This is a genomic window from Corynebacterium sp. 2571A, assembly GCF_055700935.1.
The window spans coordinates 72811-88339 of record NZ_JASTTE010000005.1 but is presented as its reverse complement, the minus strand read 5'-3'; the positions used below and the strand labels follow the sequence as shown (position 1 = coordinate 88339).

Genomic DNA, 15529 nt, shown 5'->3' with positions numbered 1-15529 from the left:
CGGCACGCCAAATTCGAAAAAGCTGACTTTTGGGGGAGGTCTGACCGTGAACACATTACTTGCTTACGGGTGATATACAACATACCGGGGTGTTTTATTTGGACCCCATTACCCCCGAATAAAAAGGGCCAATCCTCGGCAAACCATTAGACTAGCGGGCATGCACTCAGCCGAAGTTGTGGTCATCGGCGCCGGTCAGGCCGGGCTCGCGTCCGCCCAGCAGCTAAAGCGACGCGGCGTGTCCACGATCGCCCTCGACGCCAACCGCGGCCCCGGCGGCGCCTGGCGCCACCGCTGGGATTCGCTCACCCTGGGCAAGGCGCACGGGATTGCCGATCTCCCCGGCCTAGCCGCCCCGGCCGGCGACGACTCCACGCCGGCCTCCCGCGTCGTCGCCGACTATTACGGCACCTACGAAGACCGCTTCGGCCTCGACGTGCGCCGCCCAGTCCGGGTGGAAAACGTGCACTACGATGCCACCGCCCGCCTCTTCCACCTGGCGACCACCGCGGGCAGCTTCCACGCGCCGGTACTCATCAATGCCACCGGCACCTGGGACAGCCCCTTTATTCCGCACGTTCCCGGCGCGGCGAAGTTCCGGGGCCGCCAGCTGCACACCAAGGACTACACGCGCGCGGCCGATTTCGCCGGCCAGCGCACCCTCGTCGTCGGCGGCGGCCTGTCCGCCGTGCAGTTCCTGCTGGAGCTCGAAGGCGTCACGGAGACCATCTGGGCCACCCGGCGCCCGCCGGACTTCGTCGCCACCGCCTTCGATGCCCGCTGGGGCCGCGCCGTCGAAGACAGCGTGCGCGCCCGCACCCACGCCGGCCAGCGCCCCGCCTCCGTCGTGTCCACCACCGGGATTCCGCCGTGGCAGAACTACCTGGACGCCGTCGACCGCGGCCTGCTGGTCTCCCGCGGCATGTTCAGCGCCATCGATGCCACCGGCGTCACCTTCTCCGCTCCCCGCGACTCCGCGACGGGCGGCCCGGAGGTCCACGACGCGGACGCGCAAACCCGCGCGAAGGCCTGGCGCCCCTTTCCCGCCGGCACGCACATCGAGGTCGACGCGATCTTCTGGAACACCGGCTTCCGCCCGCACCTGGGCCACCTGGCGGGACTGCGGTTGCGGAGTGCGCGCGGGGGAATCGAGATGCTCGACGAGGTCACCCCGGCCGCCAACCCGCGCGCCTTGCTGGCCGGGTACGGCTCCACCGCCTCGACCGTGGGCGCCACCCGCGCCGGCCGGCTGGCCGCTAAGCGTGCGGCGGAGATTTTGGGCGAGGCTTAGGGTTTCGGGCCGGTTTTGGGCTGGTTTTGGGCTGGTTCTGCGAGTTCCGATCAACTTTTGACCCGCAGCTCCCCTCCGGAGGCGAAAACTTGATCGGAACTCTCCTAATCGCGGGCCCGCCGACTCGCGCCGGCTAGCGCCGGCTAGCGATAGCGCGCCCAGGATACCTCCCGGATAATGCCCGAGTGCCAGTTCCACACCCCGTTGGATGACATGGGCGCCGGCCGCGGCTGCGTCACCTGCTTGACCACCCGATTGAGGTGGTAGTGCACGCAGCTGCCGCTGTAGCGCAAGACGGTGTACCCCGCCTGCGTGGCCTCGTTGGCCTTCCACCGGTCCCGGATGAAGGTGTCGGGCGACTCCGCGGTGTGAAACTGATAGCCGTCCACCTCGATGAGCATCTTCAGCTCCGGCAGGTAGAGGTCAAAGAAGTACTGCCCTACCCGCACGTTGGTCTCCACCCGGTGCCCGGCGTCCCGCAAGGCCCGCACGAGTTTGCGCTCGAGCGGGGAATCGCTGCCGATGGAAGCCCGCCCAATAAGGTCACGCGCCCGCTTGCTGAGCCGCAGGCCGGAGTTGTGCCGCTCCAGCACGCTCTTCGCCTTTCTGCCCTGGTAGGTCTGCTCCAGCAGCTCGATGGCCTCTTCGTCAGCGCAGTGGTCAATAGCTTGGGCAGGTATATGCACCCGTGCCCCTTCCATCTGGAGCACTGCCAGCCGCTGGGTCCGGTAGCCGGCCACGTACGCAGACCGCGGGAGCTTGCGCGAGGCCGCCAGGTGCAGCGGGAAGCTGAGCGGCTGGCCCAGGTAGATCTCGCGCGCGGTCGGCCCGGTGGCCACCGCGCGGGGCCAGCGGCGCATAATTATTGCCAACAGCTCCCCCGGCGTCGGCTCCCGCGTCAGGTACAGCCCCTTGGCAATCTTGACGTAAACTCCGGCCGCCGCGCGCCGCCACAGCGTCTTGGCGTCCACGCCGGACACGACGATGTCGTCCATAAAGTATTCCCCCCTGCGCTACAGGCTAGCAGCGGAGGGCGCGTGGCCGGGGCGCGCGAGAATCCTGCCGGAGCGCGCGAGAGTTCCGATCAATTTTTCGCGACGGGAGCGTGCCCACGGACCAAAACTCGTCCGGAACTCTCGTTGCGCCCCGCTTGCGAGCCCCACGCCCCTACACCCCCTACGCCCCCTGCACCCTGCACCCAGCCCCTTCCCCTTTGTTGACACGTCCACTACAATGGCGGGCATGAAAGCCTTCGGATTCTTAAGCTTCGGACACTACGCATTCGGCAACCAGCGCGGCCCCTCGGCCAGCAAGGTCGCCCGCATCCACCTCGACCTCGCCCAGGCCGCGGACGAGCTGGGCGTGAACAACGCCTCCTTCCGCGTGCACCACTTCGTGCCTCAGGCCTCCGCCCCGATGCCCCTGCTGGGCGCGGTGGCCGGCAGCACCAAGCGCATCGAGGTGGGCACTGGCGTTATCGACATGCGCTACGAAAACCCGCTCTACCTGGCCGAGGAAGCCGCCGCCCTGGACCAGATCGCCGACGGGCGCGTCGCGCTGGGCATCTCCCGCGGCGCGCCGGAGGTGGCCGAGCGCGGCTGGGAGGCCTTCGGCTACCGCGCCCAGGCCCCCAACGGCGCCGACCTGGCGCGTGCGAACTTCGAGCGCTTCCTGGCGGGCATCGATGGCACGGGCATGGCCACCGCCGCGCCCCTGGACCGCCAGTACCCGAACATGTTCCAGCCGGGCTCGCAACTGCCCGTCTTCCCGCACTCGCCTGGGCTGCGCCGCAATATCTTCTGGGGCTCGGGCACCTACCAGTCGGCGGAGCAGGCCGCCCGCGACGGGGTGAACCTGATGTCGTCCACCCTGGTCTCGGAGACCTCCGAGCAGACCCTGGGCGAAATCCAGGCCGAGCAGATTCGCCGCTACCGCGCGGCGTGGGCCGCGGCCGGCCACGATTGGGCCCCGCGCGTGAGCATCTCCCGGTCCATCTTCCCCATCGTCGACGGCGCCGACCACCAGCTTTTCGGCATGCAGGCCACCAGCCACGACCAGGTGGGCATCCTGCCGGACACGGGCGCGTCCACCTTCGGCCGCACCTACGCGGCGGAGCCGGACAAGCTCATCGCCCAGCTGCGCGAGGACCCGGCCATCGAGGCCGCCGATACCCTGCTGCTGACCATCCCGACCGCCATGGGCCTGGAGACCAACGTGAAGATCCTGGAGAACTTCGCGAAGCACGTCGCCCCGGAGCTGGGCTGGCAGCCCAACACGGAAGGCCCGGTCACCGGCTACGAGATCTAGCCCGCCCGCGCCGGCCGGCCGAACCGACCCAGTAGACTGAGGGGCATGAATTCGCGTGTGGAGACCTACGGGCTGGCGGCTGCCTTTTCCCTGGAGGAAGCGGCAGAGCTTATCGAGGCCGGCCACCCGGACGCCGATCGCCTCCACCGCGCGGTGCACGAGAACCTGTTTATAGACGTGGTCGAGTCGCGCCAAGTCTTCTCCTGGGACCAGCACCGCGTCCACGCGGACTTCCTGCCCGCGCTGGCCTGGCTGTTGCGCTCCGTGCGCGTCGAACCGGGCGAGCTGGTCATCCCCGCCGCGGTCACGAAGCGGCTCGAGGACATGGCCCGCGCGCACCGCCGCCACGGCTTCCCCGCCGAGCTCTATTCCACGCTGGCTGGCGCCTTTGGGAAGGCGCTGCAGGATGTGGGGGCGTCGACGACCATTTCGCGGCGGCTTTCCAGCGTCTTCACGCAGGTCTGCGAGGTGATGCGCTCGGCCCACCACGCCGCGGACGTCGCCGGCGTCCCGCCGGCCTACGCGGGCCGCGTGGTGGCGGTGGGCAAGCCCAACCGGGCGACCGCCATCGTGCACGTGGAAATCGGCACGGCCGTGGACTGTGCACCCGGCCAGTCCGTGCCCGTGACGTCTTCCCTGCTGCCCGGCACCTGGCGGGAGATGACCCCGGCCGCCCCGGTGGATGCGACCGGACAGCTGGAATTCCACCTGGCCGCGGCCGGCGATGCCTCTACCTCCCTCATCCGTTCCCACCCCGGGGATTGGTGGACGCTCGGCGCCCCGGCCCAGGATTTTGCCGACGGGGCCGCCAACGCCGAGGTCCTGGTCAGCCGCAGCACCGGCTGGGCCGCGCACAAGGCCCACCTGCTAGCGCTGTGGGCCGACGTCGCCGCGGGCAAGGTGCCCGAGCCCGCGCGCATCGATGTCATTCGGCTGGCAGCTAGCCCCGGCGCCTTCTACGACACCCATTTCCAGGAGAACTTCGCCGCGCTGGCGCCCTGGGTACACTTCCACCACCTGGCCGAAAGCCCGCGGGATCCGTGGCTGCTGAGCCCGGCGGATCCGGCGCAGTCCCTCGACGTCGCGGTCACAGACGATGCCGCGGCGGCCATCAGCGCCATCGCCGGCGGGCGGCCCACCCACGTGGTCGGCCCGGGCATCACGCGGCTAGCCAGCCGCGTCGGGGGCGAAGCCGCGGACTGGCAGCCGGCAGGTTTCCAGGCCTAGCCGTGCGCTGCTTTAGGTCCGCGACTCCAGCACCGGCAGGGAGCGGCGCACCTCCGCGACCTCGTCGGCGTCAATGTCGGCGTAAATGATCTCTTCCTCGTAGCCGGCCTCGGCCAGGCGCTTGCCCTGCGGGTCCACGATGACCGAGTGGCCGATGCCCGTGGGCCCGGAGGGGGTGCCCGCCTCGTCGTTGCCGCCCGGGCGGGCCTGGCCGGCCGCGCACAGGTAGCTGGTCGAGTCCAGCGCGCGGGCCGCAGACAGCAGGCGCCACTGCTCGAGCTTGCCCGGGCCGTCGGCCCAGCTGGTAGGCACGACGATGAGCTGCGCGCCGCGCTGAGCCAGGGCACGGAACTGGTCCGGGAAGCGGATGTCGAAGCAGACTGCCACGCCGACGGTCCACTCGCCCACCTCGAAGGTCACGAGGTCGACGCCGGGGCGCACGGTGTCGGACTCGCGGTAGTCGAAGGCATCGTAGGTGTGGATCTTCGCGTAGCCGCGGTGGATATCCGGGCCGGTAATCAGCGCGGTGTTGTAGACGCGGTTGATGGTCTTGTCGCCTTTGACGTAGCTGTCGGCGGGGCTGAACATGCCCGCCACCACGGTCACGTTCAGCTCCTTAGCGAGCGCGTGCAGGCGCTGAGCAAATTCACCATCTAGGTCTTGGGCGCCCTCGTCGAGGCGGCCCGTGGCGAAGGCCTGCATGGTCGCTTCCGGTAGCACCACCAGTTGCGCGCCGTCGGCCGCCGCTATGCGTACCTGACCTTCGGCTTTGGCGAGGTTTTCCGCCCAGTCGGGACCGGTGGTTACCTGGACTGCTGCAATCTTCATGGTCTCCACACTAGGGGGATATCCGCCGGGTTGCGAGGAAAATACTGGCCCTGGATCCGTGACAGCCCTAGCGCCGGCGTGGACGAAGCCTTCAGACTAAAGGCATGAACCAGTTAACTATTAGCAGCTCTGCCCGTGAACTAGTCCGCCGACAACTATCCGCCACCTACCCTTACCCGGTACGAGAGACCTTCCCGCCGGTGGGGCGCTACGGCGCTCGGACGGCGGCGGCGCTCCACCGCGCACACGCCGCCTGGAACGCCCGCACCGCCGGCTGGGAGGCGCGCCGCCAGGAACAATTGACCGACCTCTCCCGCTTCCTCGACCACGCGGTAGGCATCGATGAGACGCTGGCTTCCGCCTTCGAAGGTGGGCAGCTCCGATGACGACCTCGCTCGCCCTCCGGCAAGCCGCCGGGGACCTCGACGCGGCCAGCGGGACGCTCGCCGAACGCTCGGAACGCCTTACCCATGATGGGGCTACGCTATTATGGGCCGGACTAAGCGGCGACGCATCGCTGGTGGCCAGCCGAAACCTGCAGCACTACGCCCGGCAGCTCGATCCCGAAGCGCAGCAGATGCGGCTGGCCGCCGGGCTCCTGCACACTTACGCGGAGCTTTACGCCCACCTAGAAGACCTGGAGGGCCGCGTCGTCCTGGCGCTGGGCGGGGCCGCGGCGACGCCGCTATTGATGGCCCTGCGCGGCATCGGCGACGGGTTGGACTGGGCGTGCGCGCGCAGCATCGACGCGCTGTGCACGGGCACGCTGCCGGAGCCGCCGCAGTGGCTGGGCGATTTTGAGGACCTGAGTGTGAATGCCATCCACGAGCTCAACCTGGTGACCTCCTCCGACTTCGTTCAGGAGCTGGCCCGGTCCAACCCGGATATCCGCCTCCTGGAGGTCTCGGAAGGCCGGATGGTGGCACTCGTCCCGCCGCCCGGGGAGCCGGTGGCAACCGAGCCGGCCAGCGTCACCACCTTCATCGAAGGGGTGGGCTCGGCCGAGCCGGAGAAATGGCAGCGCACCATCGACAGGACGCGGCAGATAGCCCAGGCCACGGGCGGGCCGGCCATCGCCTGGGCCGGTTACGCCGCCCCGCCCGGCCTCGCGCACGGGGTCCACGCGGAGCCCGCCCAGCGCGCCGGCCGGGACCTGTCCCGCTTCCAGCGTTCGTTGCGGCAGCGCTACCCGGAGGCGCGGCAGACCGTGGTGGGCTATTCCTACGGCAGCGTCGTCGCCGGCTCCGCCGCCGCCCAGTCGGAAGGCTTGGAAGCGGACAACCTGGTCCTGCTGGGCAGTCCCGGCGCGGTGGCCGAAAGCACGCGGGACTACCGCCTGCACGGCGACGACCCGCAGGTGCATGCGCTGACGGCGAAAGGGGATCCGATCGACGCGGTTGCCTCACCGTGGGGCGGTATCCACGGCCCCGATCCCACCAGCCGCGGTTTCGGGGCGAGCCCCTGGCCCGACCCGGTTTATGGCGATCACGGTTCGTATTTCTCGGATCCGCGGTTCTTTTCACACCTCGGCGACATCGCCCGTGGGAAGGCAGGAGGTTAGAACAGGCCGGTCGGCTTCTCGGAGTAGGACACGAGCATGTTCTTGGTCTCCTGGTAGTGATCCAGCATCATCAGGTGGTTCTCGCGACCCAGGCCGGACTCCTTGTAACCGCCGAAGGCGGCGTGCGCCGGGTAGTTGTGGTACTGGTTAATCCACACGCGGCCAGCCTGGATGGCGCGGCCGGCGCGGTAGCAGATGTTCTGGCTGCGCGACCACACGCCGGAGCCCAGGCCGAAGTTGGTGTCGTTGGCGATCTGGATGGCTTCGTCGAAGTCCTTGAAAGTCGCCACGGACAGCACCGGGCCGAAGATCTCCTCCTGGAAGATGCGCATGTCGTTGGTGCCCTTGAAGACGGTCGGCTCGATGTAGTAGCCGTTTTCCAGGCCGTCGAGCTGGTTGACGTTGCCGCCGATGAGGGTCTCGGCGCCTTCGTCCGGGCCGATTTTCAGGTACTCGGTGATCTTGTCCATCTGCTCCTGGGAGGCCTGCGCGCCCATCATGGTCTCGGTGTCGAGTGGGTGACCGATCTTGATCTTCTTCACGCGCTCGATGGCCAGCTCCAGGAACTTGTCCGCGATGTCCTCGTGGACCAAGGCGCGCGACGGGCAGGTGCAGACCTCGCCCTGGTTCAGCGCGAACATGACGAAGCCCTCGACGCACTTTTCCAGGTAGGAGTCGTCTTCGTCCATGATGTCCGGGAAGAAGATCGACGGGGACTTGCCGCCCAGCTCCAGGGTGACGGGGATGACCTTGTCCGCGGCGGTCTTGTTGATGATCTTGCCGACCGGGGTGGAGCCGGTGAACGCGATCTTGGCGATCCGGTCGGAGCCCGACAGCGCGGCGCCGGCTTCGTCGCCCAGGCCGTTGACCACGTTGAGCACGCCGTCCGGCAGGATATCGCCGATGAGATCGAGGAGCAGGAGGATGGAGGCCGGGGTCTGCTCGGCGGGCTTGAGGACAATGCAGTTGCCGGTGGCCAGGGCCGGGGCGATCTTCCACGCGGCCATCAGGAGCGGGAAGTTCCACGGGATAATCTGGCCCACGACGCCAAGCGGCTCGTGGAAGTGGTAGGCCACGGTGTCCTCGTCCAGCTGGGAGATGCCGCCCTCCTGGGCGCGGATGGCGCCGGCGAAGTAGCGGAAGTGGTCCACGGCCAGCGGGATGTCCGCGGCGAGGGTCTCGCGCACGGCCTTGCCGTTTTCCCAGGTCTCGGCGACGGCGATCTTCTCGAGGTTTTCCTCAATGCGGTCCGCGATGCGCAGGAGCACGAGGGAGCGCTCGGCCGGGGAGGTCTTGCCCCAGGTCTCGAAGGCCTTCTCGGCGGCATCGATAGCCAGGTTGATGTCAGCCTCCTTGCCGCGGGCGACCTGGCAGAAGACCTCGCCGGTCACGGGGGTGATGTTGTCCAGGTACTCGCCGTCGACCGGCGGGACCCACTGCCCACCGATGTAGTTGTCGTAGCGCTCGCGGAAGTTAACAATTGCGTCCGGGGTGCCGGGGTTTGCGTACTGCGTCATGGTGTGAAGTCCTTCAACTGGTAGTCGGCATTGAAAGTGGCTTATGTGAAGACGTTCGCACGAAGCTCCGCTTAGTGAGCCCAGTCACGAATTCTTGCCCGCCATCATATCCAGTTGACGCGCCCGCCGCTAGGGGTTTTCTTTTCCCAGCCAAACCACCAGCCAAATCACCTGCCAAACCACCAGCTGAAAGAAACAAAATCCCTGCCCCCGCAGTCGGGGAACAGGGATTGACCCGGCCGTGCACATCGCACAGCGCACAGCGCACAGGGCGCGGTCTAAACAGAGCGCAAACGCCCACGCTTAAGCCGGGCGGTGCTTGCCACCGCGGCGCGGGGACCACATGACCACGGAGGTCGAGCGCGGCACGTGGACCAGCTCGCCGCGCTGCGGCTGGCTGCTGCGCTTTTGTAATTCGGCGCGCAGCTGCGCGACCTCGTTTTCCAAGTCGTCGCGCTCGGCGGCCAGCTTGTCGCGCTCCTCGGTCAGCTCGATGATCGCCTTGATGCCGGCCAGGTTGACCCCGTCTTCTTGAGAGAGGTTCTGGATCTTGCGCAACATCGAGATGTCGCGGTCCGAGTAGCGACGGCCGCCGCCACTCGTGCGGGCCGGGGTGACTAGCCCCAGGCGGTCGTAGGTACGCAGCGTCTGGGCGTGCATACCGGACAGTTCCGCGGCTACGGAGATGACGTACATGCTAGAAAACTCGCTCATAGCTTCTCACCTCCTAGTTCCGCGTGGTGTCCCCGGCCCATCCGGCGCGGGGGTTGAACCCGGAGTCCTTTTCGGCCTGGGCGTAGGAGCGCAGCGCGCTGGAGGCGGCGGCGTCCAGGTTGCTCGGAACCTTGACCTGGACGGTGACCAGCAGGTCGCCGGACTTGCCGCCGCGGGTCGGGATACCGCGGTTGCGCACGCGCAGCGTCCGGCCGTCCGGCGTGCCCGCCGGGACCTTGACGCGCACCGGGCTATCCAGGGTCGGCACCGCAATGGTGTCGCCCAACGCTAGCTCCGCGAAGGAAACCGGCACGGTAATTTCCAGGTCGTCGCCCTTGCGGCTAAAGACCGGGTCGGGTTTCACGTGCACGGAGACGAACAGGTCGCCGGCCGGGGTGCCGTTGGGTCCGGCCTCGCCCTGGCCCGCCAGGCGCACCTTCTGGCCGTCGATGACGCCGGCCGGGATGCGCACGGTGATAGAGCGGGTGCGGTGGACGGTGCCGGTGCCGTTGCAGGTAGAGCACGGATCGGTGACTGTCTGCCCGGTGCTGCCGCAGTTCTGGCAGGGCGCGGAGAACCCGAAGCTCCCACGGTTTTCCGAGGTAAAGCCGGTGCCGTTGCACTGGGTGCAGGTGGTGGTATGGCCGGTCTTCGAGCCTGAGCCGTGGCAGGTGGTACACGGGGCCTCGCCGCTGAGCTGCAGCGGGATGGTGCTGCCCTTGGCGGCTTCGCGGAACTCGAGGGTTATTTCCGTTTCGACGTCCGCCCCGCGCGTCGGCCGAGCTGCGTGGCCAGCACCACCGCCGCGGTTGAAAACGCCACTGAAGATATCCCCAAAACCACCGCCTCCAGTTTGTCCAGCGTTCCCGAAGAGGTCGGAGAGGTCGAAGTCTTGCGCCCCGTGCGTTTGGCGAAACCCGCCGGGAAATCCGGCGCCTCCTGCCCGGCCGAAACCGCCGCCCCTGCGCAGCATGGCCTTAAAGTCGTCGTACTCCTTGCGTTCCTTTTCGTCGGAAAGGACGTCGTACGCCTCGGCGGCTTTCTTAAACTTCTCCAGCGCCTCCGGGTTGTCCGGGTTGGCGTCCGGGTGGTTTTCCCGGGCTAGTTTGCGGTAAGCGTGCTTAATCTCGCTAGCGCTCGCGGACGAGGAGACCCCCAGATCCGCGTAATAATCTTTGTCTGCCCATTCTGGTTTAGCGCTCACTGGGCATCTCCTCCTTTCGAGGTGAAATAGTGTTTCTCATCCTCGCTATGTGGTTACTAAAAACTTTATCTAAGACTAAATAAAAGGGGCGCCGAGGATAACCTCCCCCGGCGCCACCATTAGGAACTAGCTCTGCTCGGACCCGTGCGAGTCCGCGCCGCCGTCCGCCGCATCCGCGGATGCGGACGAATCACTGGGGTCGGCGATGATGACCATCGCGTTGCGCACCAGCCGGTCGCCGACGCGGTAGCCGCGTCGCAGCACGGTGCCCAGCACCTTCTCGTCGCCGCTGGAGAGATCCTGCACTGCCTCGTGGATCTCCGGGTCGAAGGCGTCGCCCTCTTCGCCGAAGGCGGCGAGCTTCTGGCCCTGCAGCACGTTGTTGAGCTTGTCGGCCATGGACTTGAGCGGGCCGTCCTCCAAGTCCCCGTGCTGGCGGGCCAGCTCGAGGTCGTCGAGGATGGGCAGCAGCTGGGCGATGACCTGCGCCTTGGCGTTGTCGATCACGCTTTGGCGCTCGCGCTCGGTCCGGCGGCGGTAGTTGGTGTACTCCGCGTTCAGACGCTGCAGGTCCTCGGTGCGTTCGGCCAGCTGTGCCTCGAGGTTCGGCTCGCCGGCCGCCTCCGGGTCGACGTCGCCCTCGACGTCGGCCAGGGCCTCGTCGACGTCTGCCTCGAGCGTGGGATCCAGCACGGCCTCTTCGGCGGCGTCCGCCTCCGCGTCGGCCTGGGCTTGGTCGCCTGCGGCCGACTGGGCATCGGCAGCCTCGGCGGCAGCTTCCTCAGCACGGTCCGCCGAGGTAGCCTCCGGATCGGTGTTGTCCGGGTCGCCGGGGTTATCCGGCATTCCGTTGAACTGAGTCATTACTTGTCGCCATCCTTGTTGTCGGTGTTGTCGGTGTCCTCGTCCACGACCTCAGCGTCGACGACGTTCGGATCTCCCTGGGCGCCAGCGTCACCGGCCTGGCCTTCCTGGCCGGCCTCGGCAGCCTGTGCCTCGTAGATCTCCTTGCCCATCTCCTGGGAGACGGTGGACAGCTTCTCCACGGCGGACTTAATAGCCTCGATGTCGTCGCCCTTGAGGGCCTCGTCGACGGCATCGGCAGCCTCGGTCACCTTGGTCTTGGACTCTTCGGAGACCTTGTCGGAGTTCTCGTCCAGGAACTTGCGGGTCTGGTAGGAGGTGGATTCCGCGTTGTTGCGGGTCTCCTGCTCCTCGCGGCGCTTCTTGTCTTCTTCGGCGTGCTGCTCGGCGTCCTTGACCATGCGGTCAATCTCCTCCTGGGACAGGCCGGAACCATCCTGGATCTTGATGGTGTTTTCCTTGCCGGTGCCCTTGTCCTTGGCGGACACGGAAACGATGCCGTTGGCGTCGATGTCGAAGGTGACCTCAATCTGCGGAACGCCGCGCGGTGCCGGAGCGATGCCGCCCAGCTCGAAGGAGCCCAGCAGCTTGTTGGCGGAAGCCATCTCGCGCTCGCCCTGGAAGACCTGGATCTGGACGGAAGGCTGGTTGTCTTCCGCGGTGGTGAAGGTCTCGGACTTCTTGGTCGGGATGGTGGTGTTGCGCTCGATGAGCTTGGTCATCACGCCACCCTTGGTCTCAATGCCCAGGGACAGCGGGGTGACGTCCAGCAGGAGTACGTCCTTGACCTCGCCGCGCAGGACGCCGGCCTGCAGGGCAGCGCCCACGGCGACGACCTCGTCCGGGTTAACGCCCTTGTTCGGCTCGCGGCCGGTCAGTTCCTTGACCAGGTCGGACACGGCCGGCATACGGGTGGAGCCACCCACCAGGACGACGTGGTCGATATCGCCAACGGACATGTCGGCGTCCTTAATGACCTGGTTGAACGGAGCCTTGGTGCGGTCCAGCAGATCCTGGGTGATCTTCTGGAACTCGGTGCGGGTCAGGGTCTCGTCCAGGAACAGCGGGTTCTTGTCAGCGTCCACCGTGATGTACGGCAGGTTGATGTTGGCCTGCTGGGAGGCGGACAGCTCAATCTTGGCCTTCTCCGCGGCCTCGCGCAGACGCTGCAGAGCCATCTTGTCCTTGGTCAGGTCAATGCCCTGGGCGCTCTTGAACTTCTCGACCAGCCAGTCGACGATGCGCTGGTCCCAGTCGTCGCCACCCAGCGAGTTATCGCCGGCGGTGGCCATGACCTCGACGACGCCGTCGCCGATTTCCAGGAGGGAGACGTCAAAGGTGCCGCCACCCAGGTCGAAGACCAGGATGGTCTGCTCCTGCTCGCCCTTCTCCAGGCCGTAAGCCAGTGCGGCGGCGGTCGGCTCGTTGACAATACGCAGGACGTTCAGGCCTGCAATCTGGCCGGCTTCCTTGGTGGCCTGGCGCTGTGCGTCCTCGAAGTAAGCCGGCACGGTGATGACCGCGTCGGTGACATCCTCGCCCAGGTAGGACTCCGCGTCGCGCTTCAGCTTCATCAGCGTGCGGGCGGAGATCTCCTGCGGGGTGTACTTCTTGTCATCAATGTCGACGGTCCAGTCGGTGCCGATGTGGCGCTTGACGGAGCGGATCGTGCGGTCGACGTTGGTCACCGCCTGGTTCTTAGCGGACTGGCCGACCAGGATTTCCCCGTTCTTGGCGAATGCCACGACGGACGGGGTGGTGCGGGAGCCTTCCGAGTTAGCGATAACGGTGGCCTCGCCACCTTCCAGCACGGAAACCACCGAGTTAGTGGTACCGAGGTCAATACCTACTGCGCGTCTCATAGTTTTTTCTCCTTCTAAGTGTTTGTTTCTCTTAAGTTGATTGCCTGTGGCTCAACTTCTGATGAGTACGTCAGCCACTCTAACAGAAGGTTGCTTCAAGTTGTTCCAAACCTGAGTGCTGGCCACTCAATCTACACAACGCACCAACCGCCAAAGTTGTTCCCACTCGACTCAACTTTTTTAAAATATCCCTGTTTTTCCAGGCCAGAGCACATCGTCCACCTTCGGTTCCGCGAGCGTGTCCGAAAGTTACCTCCAACAAGTATCCGAAAGAGGATAGGCAAGAGGCGCAAAACTCGGCAGACTGTAAAGCACAGCAGCCGGGAACGGTCGCAACAGCAACGGGACTGGCTGGTTTTTCGACCACCCCGGGCTGCTCCTACTCGAGAGATTCAGATTCTTCTACACCGAAAGGAACTATCATGTTCGACTTCCTGACCGACCTCAGCTCCGCCATCGACTTCGAGCAGCTCATCAAGGGTATCTCCGGCCTGATCGACGGCTCCTCCGAGGGCGCCGAGGGCGAGGGCCTGTCCTCCGCTTTCGAGGGCCTGTCCTCCTCCGAGGACTCCGCTTCTGAGGCTGCCGAGTCCACCGAAGCTGCCTCCAAGTAAGCCTTAAACCTCCACTAAATAGAGGCACGAGACTCTTTCACTGAACTTCCCCCGCCACCCGAGTTCGCGTCGCTCCTAAAAAGAGCACCGCATGGGACAGACTCGGACGGCGGGGGTTTCCTCTATCTTCAGCCCGTGGCAGCACACAACACTGGCGCCAGCACCGCAGCGCTAACGATGCCACCTGTCCCCACCGCACCACGTCCACCTTCCTGATTCCACCACTCCGACTCCGCCTAGCTCGGACGATCCCTTACGGACTAACGTTGAATACAGAACTTTCATCAAGACCGCACCTCGTTCCGCTCGCCAAAGGAGTCCGCATGTCGGCGCTACGCCCCCTGCCTGCCCTGCGCAAGCTCCGATCCGTGATGACGCTGGAACGGGCAGCAATCGTGGTAGGCGCCTTTTGCCTGCTGCTCAGCCTGCTTGGGGCAGCTATGGAGCCGCCGGAACTCCAGTTGGTCTCCGTGGTGCTGGGAATAGTGCTCAGCTGCGCGACCGTGGGGGCCTACCGCTACCCGCTGGCAATGACGGCGCTGTTTCTCATCATCTGGATGAGCGCCTCGCTCAGCACGCACAACACCTACCTCAGCTGTATTTTTATCGTTCCGGTCTTGGCAGCCATCGTGGCCTACCACGGGCGGGTGTGGCTCACCGCGGGCGCGGGGCTGACGATGTGGGTGGCCGGCCTCATCGATCCGGCCTCAGACCAAACCACCGTCAACCTCCCCACGGCCGCCACCTGGGGCATTTACGTCAGCCTGGGCATCGTCATCGGCAGCGCCTACGGGCACTCGGCCCGGCGCTACAAATCGGCCATGGTGGAGTGGGACCGCGACGTACGCAGGCGGCAAAACGATCTCGCCGAGATGCTGCACAACTCGGCCGTGTCCAGCATGACCGTCAACACCATGCAGCTGGAGGCCCTGAGCCTGGAATACGCCAAGGATCCCAAGCTCGCCGAGCGCCTCGATGAGCTCAGCGACTCCATGCGCTCGACCATGTCGGAGATCCGCGCCTTGACCAGCGTCCTGCGCAGCGCCAACGACGATCCCCAGTCGGTGCTCGGCATCGGCGACAAGACCGGCAAGAAGCCCACCACGTTCGCGAAGCTGCTGACCGAAGAAGCCGCCCGGCTCCAGAAGCTGAACCGACGACCTAAGACTACGATCATGCTGGACGACTTCGATCCCAGCTTTAGCCAGGACGTCCTCGACGCGGTCGCCGCCATCGTCAACGAGGCGTGCATCAACGCCGTCAAGTACTCCCCTCCGGGTGCGGAGATTAGACTGACCGTCCGGCCCTATCTGGGATGGATTAGCCTGACCATTTCCAACCCGATCGCGACGTCACGGGTGGCCGACAACTCGATGTCCTCGGGCATCGGCCAGGCCTCTATGCACCGGATCGCCACCACGATCGACGCCAAGCTCGCCAGCACAGAGAACGACGGCGCTTGGGAAGTCACGTTATCTCTTCCGCCACATAGCTATACACGTCGGTAATCTCACATAACCTTGGCGAATATCATTGAGTT

General features: G+C 66.2%; 14 protein-coding genes. 7 read left to right on the top strand and 7 right to left on the bottom strand.

Annotated features, from left to right (window positions below; all coding sequences use genetic code 11):
- The first annotated feature begins 160 nt into the window (after nt 1-160).
- The gene (locus QQS53_RS10515) at nt 161-1291 is read left to right on the top strand and encodes an NAD(P)-binding domain-containing protein (RefSeq protein ID WP_472775786.1); all 1131 of its coding nucleotides are present in this window, start codon (nt 161-163) and stop codon (nt 1289-1291) included.
- 143 nt (nt 1292-1434) lie between these two features.
- Here the strand turns inward: QQS53_RS10515 and QQS53_RS10510 are convergent, their stop codons facing one another.
- A complete protein-coding gene (locus QQS53_RS10510) occupies nt 1435-2286 on the bottom strand; it encodes an endonuclease domain-containing protein (RefSeq protein WP_472775785.1) in 852 nt (283 codons plus the stop codon).
- A 247-nt stretch (nt 2287-2533) separates the two neighbouring features.
- On the opposite strand from QQS53_RS10510, the gene QQS53_RS10505 reads away from it, so the two are divergent.
- Both QQS53_RS10505 and QQS53_RS10500 read left to right on the top strand, forming a co-directional pair.
- Nucleotides 2534-3598: an LLM class flavin-dependent oxidoreductase gene (locus QQS53_RS10505; RefSeq protein ID WP_472775784.1), complete on the top strand. Its 1065-nt coding sequence runs from the start codon at nt 2534-2536 to the stop codon at nt 3596-3598.
- 45 nt (nt 3599-3643) lie between these two features.
- Nucleotides 3644-4825, top strand: coding sequence for a 2-polyprenylphenol hydroxylase (locus tag QQS53_RS10500; protein ID WP_472775783.1), 1182 nt, complete (start codon nt 3644-3646; stop codon nt 4823-4825).
- Between the two features lie 12 nt (nt 4826-4837).
- On the opposite strand, the gene QQS53_RS10495 is transcribed toward QQS53_RS10500, so the two are convergent.
- Complete coding sequence (locus tag QQS53_RS10495; protein ID WP_472775782.1) at nt 4838-5653, bottom strand: carbon-nitrogen hydrolase family protein; 816 nt, start codon at nt 5651-5653, stop codon at nt 4838-4840.
- 104 nt (nt 5654-5757) lie between these two features.
- Between QQS53_RS10495 and QQS53_RS10490 the strand changes: the two genes are divergently transcribed.
- Entirely contained in the window at nt 5758-6039 is a 282-nt protein-coding gene (locus QQS53_RS10490; RefSeq protein ID WP_472775781.1) for a hypothetical protein, read from the top strand.
- Nucleotides 6036-7214, top strand: coding sequence for an alpha/beta hydrolase (locus QQS53_RS10485; RefSeq protein ID WP_472775780.1), 1179 nt, complete (start codon nt 6036-6038; stop codon nt 7212-7214). The genes QQS53_RS10490 and QQS53_RS10485 overlap by 4 nt, the downstream gene beginning before the upstream one ends.
- On the opposite strand, the gene exaC is transcribed toward QQS53_RS10485, so the two are convergent.
- The 5 genes from exaC to dnaK form a co-directional block, all read right to left on the bottom strand.
- Nucleotides 7211-8731 carry an acetaldehyde dehydrogenase ExaC gene (exaC, locus tag QQS53_RS10480; protein WP_472775779.1) on the bottom strand — a complete coding sequence of 507 codons (1521 nt, stop codon included), beginning with the start codon at nt 8729-8731 and terminating at the stop codon, nt 7211-7213. The two genes, QQS53_RS10485 and exaC, sit on opposite strands and share 4 nt — an antisense overlap.
- A gap of 303 nt (nt 8732-9034) precedes the next feature.
- Nucleotides 9035-9445, bottom strand: coding sequence for a heat shock protein transcriptional repressor HspR (locus tag QQS53_RS10475; protein ID WP_472775778.1), 411 nt, complete (start codon nt 9443-9445; stop codon nt 9035-9037).
- A gap of 13 nt (nt 9446-9458) precedes the next feature.
- A complete protein-coding gene (gene dnaJ / locus QQS53_RS10470; protein WP_472775777.1) occupies nt 9459-10649 on the bottom strand; it encodes a molecular chaperone DnaJ in 1191 nt (396 codons plus the stop codon).
- 126 nt (nt 10650-10775) lie between these two features.
- Nucleotides 10776-11513 (bottom strand): nucleotide exchange factor GrpE, encoded by a 738-nt coding sequence (grpE, locus tag QQS53_RS10465; protein WP_472775776.1) that lies wholly within the window; start codon nt 11511-11513, stop codon nt 10776-10778.
- Entirely contained in the window at nt 11513-13375 is a 1863-nt protein-coding gene (gene dnaK / locus QQS53_RS10460) for a molecular chaperone DnaK (protein WP_472775775.1), read from the bottom strand. The genes grpE and dnaK overlap by 1 nt, the downstream gene beginning before the upstream one ends.
- 422 nt (nt 13376-13797) lie before the next feature.
- Between dnaK and QQS53_RS10455 the strand changes: the two genes are divergently transcribed.
- Both QQS53_RS10455 and QQS53_RS10450 read left to right on the top strand, forming a co-directional pair.
- The gene (locus QQS53_RS10455) at nt 13798-13989 is read left to right on the top strand and encodes a hypothetical protein (RefSeq protein ID WP_472775774.1); all 192 of its coding nucleotides are present in this window, start codon (nt 13798-13800) and stop codon (nt 13987-13989) included.
- A gap of 323 nt (nt 13990-14312) precedes the next feature.
- Nucleotides 14313-15497: a sensor histidine kinase gene (locus QQS53_RS10450; protein ID WP_472775773.1), complete on the top strand. Its 1185-nt coding sequence runs from the start codon at nt 14313-14315 to the stop codon at nt 15495-15497.
- Nucleotides 15498-15529 lie beyond the last annotated feature (32 nt).

What these genes read in the sequence shown, in the direction of transcription:
- QQS53_RS10485 (WP_472775780.1), top strand. Translation starts at nt 6,036, where the DNA reads ATGACGACCTCGCTCGCCCTCCGGCAAGCCGCCGGGGACCTCGACGCG.
- QQS53_RS10515 (WP_472775786.1), top strand. Translation starts at nt 161, where the DNA reads ATGCACTCAGCCGAAGTTGTGGTCATCGGCGCCGGTCAGGCCGGGCTC.
- dnaK (WP_472775775.1), bottom strand. Translation starts at nt 13,375, where the DNA reads ATGAGACGCGCAGTAGGTATTGACCTCGGTACCACTAACTCGGTGGTT.
- QQS53_RS10510 (WP_472775785.1), bottom strand. Translation starts at nt 2,286, where the DNA reads ATGGACGACATCGTCGTGTCCGGCGTGGACGCCAAGACGCTGTGGCGG.
- QQS53_RS10505 (WP_472775784.1), top strand. Translation starts at nt 2,534, where the DNA reads ATGAAAGCCTTCGGATTCTTAAGCTTCGGACACTACGCATTCGGCAAC.
- QQS53_RS10490 (WP_472775781.1), top strand. Translation starts at nt 5,758, where the DNA reads ATGAACCAGTTAACTATTAGCAGCTCTGCCCGTGAACTAGTCCGCCGA.
- QQS53_RS10475 (WP_472775778.1), bottom strand. Translation starts at nt 9,445, where the DNA reads ATGAGCGAGTTTTCTAGCATGTACGTCATCTCCGTAGCCGCGGAACTG.
- QQS53_RS10455 (WP_472775774.1), top strand. Translation starts at nt 13,798, where the DNA reads ATGTTCGACTTCCTGACCGACCTCAGCTCCGCCATCGACTTCGAGCAG.
- grpE (WP_472775776.1), bottom strand. Translation starts at nt 11,513, where the DNA reads ATGACTCAGTTCAACGGAATGCCGGATAACCCCGGCGACCCGGACAAC.
- QQS53_RS10450 (WP_472775773.1), top strand. Translation starts at nt 14,313, where the DNA reads ATGTCGGCGCTACGCCCCCTGCCTGCCCTGCGCAAGCTCCGATCCGTG.
- QQS53_RS10495 (WP_472775782.1), bottom strand. Translation starts at nt 5,653, where the DNA reads ATGAAGATTGCAGCAGTCCAGGTAACCACCGGTCCCGACTGGGCGGAA.
- exaC (WP_472775779.1), bottom strand. Translation starts at nt 8,731, where the DNA reads ATGACGCAGTACGCAAACCCCGGCACCCCGGACGCAATTGTTAACTTC.
- QQS53_RS10500 (WP_472775783.1), top strand. Translation starts at nt 3,644, where the DNA reads ATGAATTCGCGTGTGGAGACCTACGGGCTGGCGGCTGCCTTTTCCCTG.